This window comes from Streptomyces sp. UNOC14_S4 (assembly GCF_020740835.1).
Classification (GTDB): domain Bacteria; phylum Actinomycetota; class Actinomycetes; order Streptomycetales; family Streptomycetaceae; genus Streptomyces.
The window spans coordinates 1-6,564 of sequence record NZ_JAINFC010000430.1 but is presented as its reverse complement, the minus strand read 5'-3'; the positions used below and the strand labels follow the sequence as shown (position 1 = coordinate 6,564).

Genomic DNA, 6,564 nt, shown 5'->3' with positions numbered 1-6,564 from the left:
CGGCCCCGGCACGGGCGCGCCCACGGGCCCGTGGGCGCGCCCGTGCCGGGGCCGTGGCTGGGCGGACCCGGCGGGCCGCCCCCGCCGAGAGCCGGTGCCACCTCGGTCGGCACGGCCGTCCTGGGCGCCGAGGGCGCGCACCCCGCGGACGTCCCGTGCGACAGCCCCGTCACGCACGGCGGGCGCGGCGTCCCACTGCACACCGCCGCGGAGCCCGGCCCGGCGCGCGACCCCCAGGAGGACGGCCGCAGGCGCAACCGCGGCATAAGCGCGTGGGCCAGGCGGCTCACCGGCGGCCGCGGCGCCGCCGCCCGCCCGCTGGCCGCCGACGAGTGGCAGGGCGAGAGCGCGGTCGACCGCGCCCGCTCCGAGTCGGCCGCCCTCCGGCAGCGCTGGCCCGACCCGGCGACCGTGCTGCTCACCGCGCTCGGCCCGGGGCCCCGCCTGTGGGAGCGCGGCCCGGACCACCCGGACCTGCTGACCGTCCGGCTGGGCACCGCCGACCGCCACACCGCCGACGGCAGCGCGCCGCTCACCTCCGTGCCGGTGACGGTCGGGCTGCGCCAGGCCGGTTCGCTGGGGCTCGCCGGGCCGCGCGCGCGGCTGGCCGGGCTCGCCCGGTCCGTGCTCGCGCAGCTCGCCGCCCTGCACTCCCCCACGGCCCTGGAGTTCGTCCTCGTCACCGCCGACCGCTCCCGGACGGCAGAGGAACGGCTCGCCGAGTGGTCGTGGCTGAGCTGGCTGCCGCAGCTGCGCCCGGTGCGCGGCCAGGACTGCCGCCTGCTGGTCGCCTACGACCGCGAGCAGGCCGCGGCCCGCACCGCCGAGCTGGTGCGCCGCCTGGACGAGGGCCCGCTGGGGCCGCACTGGGCCTCGGCGCCCCCGGCCGCCGTCGCCGCCGCGGCGGAGCGCCACACCGGCGCGTACACCGTGCTGATCGTGGACGGCGACCCCGGCTCGGCGGACCTCCGTGAGACGGTCGCCCGGCTGGCCGTCAACGGCCGCGCGGCGGGCATCCACCTCGTGTGCCTGGCCGACGCCCCGGCCACCACGCCCGCCTCGCCCGTCTCCGCCACCCTGGCCACGGCGCGCACCACCTCGCCCGCTTTCCCGTACTGCGGCGTGGCCGCGCTGCTGAGCGGGGACGTGGCCACGGTGGTCCAGGTCATCCACCGGGCGGCGGCCACGGCCGAGGAGGGGCCCGCGTCCGCGGAGCCGTACGGTTCCGGCCACCCCGACCCGTACGGTCCGCACCACGACGCGCTCACCGAGGCGACCGTTTCCGGGGGCGCCCCCGGAAACGCCCTCGCGGCGTACGCGGACACGGGTGCCGACGGGCCGCGGCCCGTCGGCACCGCGGTGGTCGCGGCGGTGGACGCCGTGTCGGGGGCGTGGGCCGAGCGGTTCGCGCGGGCGCTCGCGCCTCTGCGCGTGGCGGACGCCGGCGGCGACGAGCAGGCCGGGCGGGTGGCGGCCGCGCTGCCGCGCACGGCCCGGCTGCTGGACGAGCTGGGGCTGGCCCGCGCCACGCCCGCCTCCCTGACGGCCCGCTGGGCGGCGGCCACGGACCGGGGCAACCGGCCCGGGGGCCGCGCCGTCGCCGTGCTCGGCGCCGGTCCGCACGGCCCGCTCGCCGTGGACCTGGCGGCCGACGGACCGCACCTGCTGGTGGAGGGCGGGCCGGGCAGCGGCAAGACCGAGCTCCTGCGCTCGCTCGCCGCGTCGCTCGCGGCCGCCGACCGGCCCGACCGGCTCTCGCTGGTGCTGGTCGACGGCACCGGAGCGGAGCGCGGCGAGGGCCTGAGGCTGTGCACCGACCTGCCGCACACCTCGACGTACCTGGCCGCCGCGGACCCCATGCGGATGCGGGAGTTCGCGCAGGCCCTCAGCTCGGAGCTGAAGCGCCGCGCCGAGCTGCTGGGACAGCTCGACTTCAACGCGTGGCACGCGCAGCAGTCGGCGCCCGCGCCGCATGTCGTCTCCCCCCGGCGCCCGGCGGACGCCGCCTCCGGCGACCTGGACCCGGCGCCGAGCGGCACCCTCAAGCTGCGCACGCAGAAGGACGAGGCCGCGCGCACGGCGGAGACGGCCCTGCCGCGCCTCGTCGTCCTCGTGGACGACTTCGACGCGCTGGTCGCCCCCGCGCTGGGCAGCACGGGCCGCCCCGCCGCGGGCTCGGTCGTACGGGCCCTGGAGGCCGTCGCGCGGGACGGCGAGCGGCTCGGGGTGCACCTGGTGGCCGCGTCGGGCCGCCCGGACCGCACGGCCGACACGGCGGCGGTCGAACGCGCCGGACTGCGCGCCGTGCTGGAGATCGCGCCGCCGACCGCGGACCCCGGGGCGGGCGACGGCGGCTCGGGCGGGCCCGCGCCGGGCCGCGGGCGGCTGATGCGTCCGGACGACGACGCGACGACGCCGTTCCAGGCGGGCCGGGTCACGGGCCGTATCCCGCGTACGGCGACGCTCCGGCCGACCGTCGTACCGCTGGACTGGCAGCGCATGGGCGACCCGCCGACCCGCCGTCCGCTGCGCGAGCTGGGCAACGGTCCGACGGACCTCGCCCTGCTCGCCAGCGCCCTCCAGCGCGCCGCGCAGTCGGCGGGGGCGCAGGCCGCTCCGCCCCTGTTGTGAGCCCGCGCCGCAGGGGTTCCACACCCGCGTGACGGCTCATCACAGCCCTGTCACGATCGGCCTGTTGCCGCTGGAGACGGTATTGCGGCAGCTCGTGACGGGGCGTAGGACTGTCGCACGGGAAGACGGCTTCCGGCGGTCCGGCGGGCCGTCCGCGGGGAGCTGTACGGGAGGGGCGGCATGCGTACATCGCTTTGTACATCACGTTGCACATCGCTTCGTACGGCGCGCGGGGCGCGCGGGGCACTGGCGGTGGTGGTGGCGGGGACGCTGGCCCTGACCGCGGCTGCCTGCGGCGGCAGCGACAGCAGTGACAGCAGTGACAGCGGCACACCGTCCGCCGGCAGAAGCGGAAGCTCCGACGCGATACCGCAGACGGTGCAACTCCCCCGGCTGGACGGCCAGAAGCTCAAGGTCACCGCCGTGTGGACGGGCGCCGAGCAGAAGCACTTCACCAAGGTGCTCGACGAGTTCACCAAACGGACGGGCGCCGAGGTCTCCTTCGTGCCCAGCGGTGACGACATGGCGTCCTTCATCGGCTCGAAGATCGCGGGTGGCGACCCGCCGGACGTGGCGATGCTCGGACAGCCCGGTGTACTCCACGAGTTCGCGCAGAAGGGCTGGCTCAAGCCACTCAGCGGCGAGGCCACCGCGCAGCTGGACAAGAACTTCGCCAAGGGCTGGCAGGACCTCGGCTCGCACGATGGCAAGCAGTACGGCGTCTACTTCAAGGCCAGCAACAAGTCCCTGGTCTGGTACAACACCAAGATCTTCGACGCCGCGGGCGCGAAGGAGCCCAGGACCTGGCCCGACTTCCTCAAGACCGCCCAGGTGATCGCCGACTACGGCATACCGCCGGTGTCGGTCGCGGGCGCGGACGGCTGGACGCTGACCGACTGGTTCGAGAACGTCTACCTCTCCCAGGCGGGCAAGGAGAAGTACGACCAGCTCACCAAGCACACCATCAAATGGACCGACCCCTCCGTGAAGGACGCGCTGACCACCCTGGGGCAGCTCTTCGGCAAGAAGGAGCTGCTGGCGGGCGGCAACGACGGGGCGATCGGCACCCAGTTCCCCAACTCCGTCACCCAGACCTTCATCGGCGGCGACAAGGCGAAGGCCGCGATGGTCTTCGAGGGCGACTTCGCGGCAGCGAACATCACCGGGGCGAACGCCGCGATCGGCAAGGATGCCAAGGTCTTCCCCTTCCCGGCCGTGGGCGACCGGCCCCCGGTGGTGACCGGCGGCGACGTGGGCGTGGCCCTCAAGGACGGCCGGGCCGCGCAGGCCCTGCTGACCTTCCTCGCCTCCACCGACGCCGCACGGATCTGGGCGCAGCAGGGCGGCTTCGTCTCCGCGAACAAGAACCTGGACCTCGCCGCCTACCCCGACGACGTCCAGCGCTCCATCGCCAAGGCCCTGGTGGCGGCAGGCGACGACTTCCGCTTCGACATGTCCGACCAGGCGCCCGCCTCCTTCGGCGCCAAGCCCGGCCAGGGCGAGTGGAAGGACCTCCAGGACTTCCTGAAGAACCCGGCCGACGTCGCGGGCACCCAGGCGAAGCTGGAGGCCGACGCGGCCAAGGCGTTCAAGAACTGAGACGTACCGGGACGTTCAGAATGTGCGGCGCGTGCAGCGCGTGCAGCGCGTTCTGAACGTCCAGAGCAGGCAGAGCGTGCAGAACTGACGGGAGCCCCATGTCGACCGCGACAGCGCAGGGCGCCGCGGCTCCGGCGTCCGTACCTCCTCCGAAGAAACCCAGGAGCGTGCTGGGCACCAGGCTCTGGGTGGCCGCCTGTTTCCTGCTACCCGCCCTGGCCCTGCTCGGCGCGCTCGTCGTCTACCCCATCGGCTACTCCGTCTGGCGCAGCTTCTTCGACGCCTCGGGCCACGGCTTCGTGGGCGTCGACAACTACCACACGGTCTTCACCGACGACCGCATCCGCACGGCGCTGAAGAACAACGTCATCTGGGTGATCGTCGCCCCGTCCGTGGCCACCGCACTCGGTCTGATCTTCGCGGTGCTCACCGAACGGGTCAGCTGGGGAACGGCGTTCAAACTGGTCGTCTTCATGCCGATGGCCATCTCCATGCTCGCCGCGGGCATCATCTTCCGGCTGGTCTATGAACAGAACCCGGACCGCGGGGTGGCCAACGCGGTGTGGGTGGGCATCCACGACACGTTCACCGAACCCGCGCCCTTCCCCGGCGCCCACCCCTCGAACGACAAGGTGCTGACGACGAGCGGCGGGGCCTTCACCACCCGCTCGGTGGTCAAGGCAGGCACCCCCGCGGCGCTCCCGCTGGTGGGCGTGAAGCCCGACGACCTCAAGGGCGCGAAGGACGCCATCCCCGCCCGCGAAGTGGCCGGAAAGGTCACCGGCACCGTGTGGATGGACTTCACCCGGGGCGGCGGTGGGCACCCCGGCATGATCGACCCGGGCGAGAAGGCCCTCGGCGGCGTGAAGGTCGAGGCGGTCAAGGACGGCACCACGGTGGCCTCGGCGACGACGGAACCCGACGGCACCTTCACCCTGCCCACCGCGGCGGACGGCGCCCGCCTGCGGCTGCCCGCCTCGAACTTCGCCGCGCACTACAACGGCATCGACTGGCTCGGCCCCTCGCTCGTCACCCCCTCGATCATCGGCGCGTACGTATGGATGTGGGCCGGCTTCGCGATGGTGCTGATCGCGGCGGGTCTCGCGAGCGTGCCGCGCGAACTGCTGGAGGCCGCACGGGTGGACGGCGCGAACGAGTGGCAGGTCTTCCGCCGGGTGACCGTGCCCCTGCTGGCACCGGTCCTGGTGGTCGTCCTCATCACGCTGATGATCAACGTGCTGAAGATCTTCGACCTCGTGTACATCATCGCGCCGGGCGCGAGCCTCGACAAAGCCAATGTGCTGGCCCTCCAGCTGTATCAGTCGTCGTTCGGCACGGACGTCAACCAGGGCGTGGGCAGTGCCATCGCGGTCTTCCTGCTGGTGCTCGTACTGCCCGTGATGCTGGTGAACATCCGCAGGATGCGGAAGGAGCGGCAGCGATGACCACGCTGGACACGGCCGTACGGGCGAAGCGGTCGCTGCCCGCCCGCGTAGCCGCCCGGCTCGGCGGGGGCGCGATGCGCGTCTTCCTCGTCGCCGTCGGCCTGCTCTGGCTGACGCCGACGGTGGGGCTGCTGCTCTCCTCCCTCCGCGACAAGACCGACATCGCCTCCTCCGGCTGGTGGAAGGTCTTCTCCCACCCGGCCCAGCTCACCACGGAGAGCTACAGCAACCTCTTCCACAACGACACGGTCATGCGGTCGCTGCTCACCACGGCACTGATCACGGTGCCCGCGACCGTACTGGTGATCCTGATCGGGGCCCTGGCGGGCTATGCCTTCGCATGGCTGGACTTCCCCGGCCGCGACTGGTGGTTCATGCTTGTCGTGGGCCTGCTGGTGGTCCCGGTACAGGTGGCGCTCATCCCGGTGGCCAAGCTCTTCAACGCCCTGGGCATCTTCGAGAGCACGCCCGGCGTGGTTCTTTTCCATACGGCCTTCGGGCTGCCGTTCGCGGTGTTCCTGCTGCGCAACTTCTTCGCGGAGATCCCGCGCGAGCTGTTGGAGGCGGCGCGGCTGGACGGTGCGGGCGAGCTGCGGCTCTTCACCCGCGTGGTGCTGCCACTGGGCGGGCCGGCGATCGCCTCGCTGGGCATCTTCCAGTTCCTGTGGGTGTGGAACGACATGCTGATCGCACTGATCTTCGCCGACAGCGGGCATCCCCCGATCACGGTCGCTCTCCAGCAGCAGGTGCGGCAGTTCGGCGACAATGTCGATGTCCTCGCATCGGGTGCCTTCCTTTCGATGGTCGTGCCGCTTGCGGTCTTCTTCGCGTTCCAGAGGCAGTTCGTCAGTGGGGTGATGGCGGGGGCGGTGAAGTGAGCTTCTGGGGG

General features: G+C 73.3%; 4 protein-coding genes. All 4 read left to right on the top strand.

What is annotated here, in order from left to right; translation table 11 throughout:
- The coding region (locus K6I34_RS28635) for an FtsK/SpoIIIE domain-containing protein (RefSeq protein ID WP_229330212.1) at positions 1 to 2,631 on the top strand (2,631 nt) is incomplete at its 5' end.
- A gap of 180 nt (positions 2,632 to 2,811) precedes the next feature.
- A complete protein-coding gene (locus tag K6I34_RS28630; protein ID WP_229330210.1) occupies positions 2,812 to 4,230 on the top strand; it encodes an ABC transporter substrate-binding protein in 1,419 nt (472 codons plus the stop codon).
- A 98-nt stretch (positions 4,231 to 4,328) separates the two neighbouring features.
- On the top strand, positions 4,329 to 5,675 hold the full coding sequence (locus tag K6I34_RS28625; protein WP_229330208.1) for a carbohydrate ABC transporter permease: 1,347 nt from the start codon (positions 4,329 to 4,331) through the stop codon (positions 5,673 to 5,675).
- The gene (locus tag K6I34_RS28620) at positions 5,672 to 6,553 is read left to right on the top strand and encodes a carbohydrate ABC transporter permease (protein WP_229330206.1); all 882 of its coding nucleotides are present in this window, start codon (positions 5,672 to 5,674) and stop codon (positions 6,551 to 6,553) included. Before K6I34_RS28625 ends, K6I34_RS28620 begins: the two co-directional genes overlap by 4 nt.
- Positions 6,554 to 6,564 lie beyond the last annotated feature (11 nt).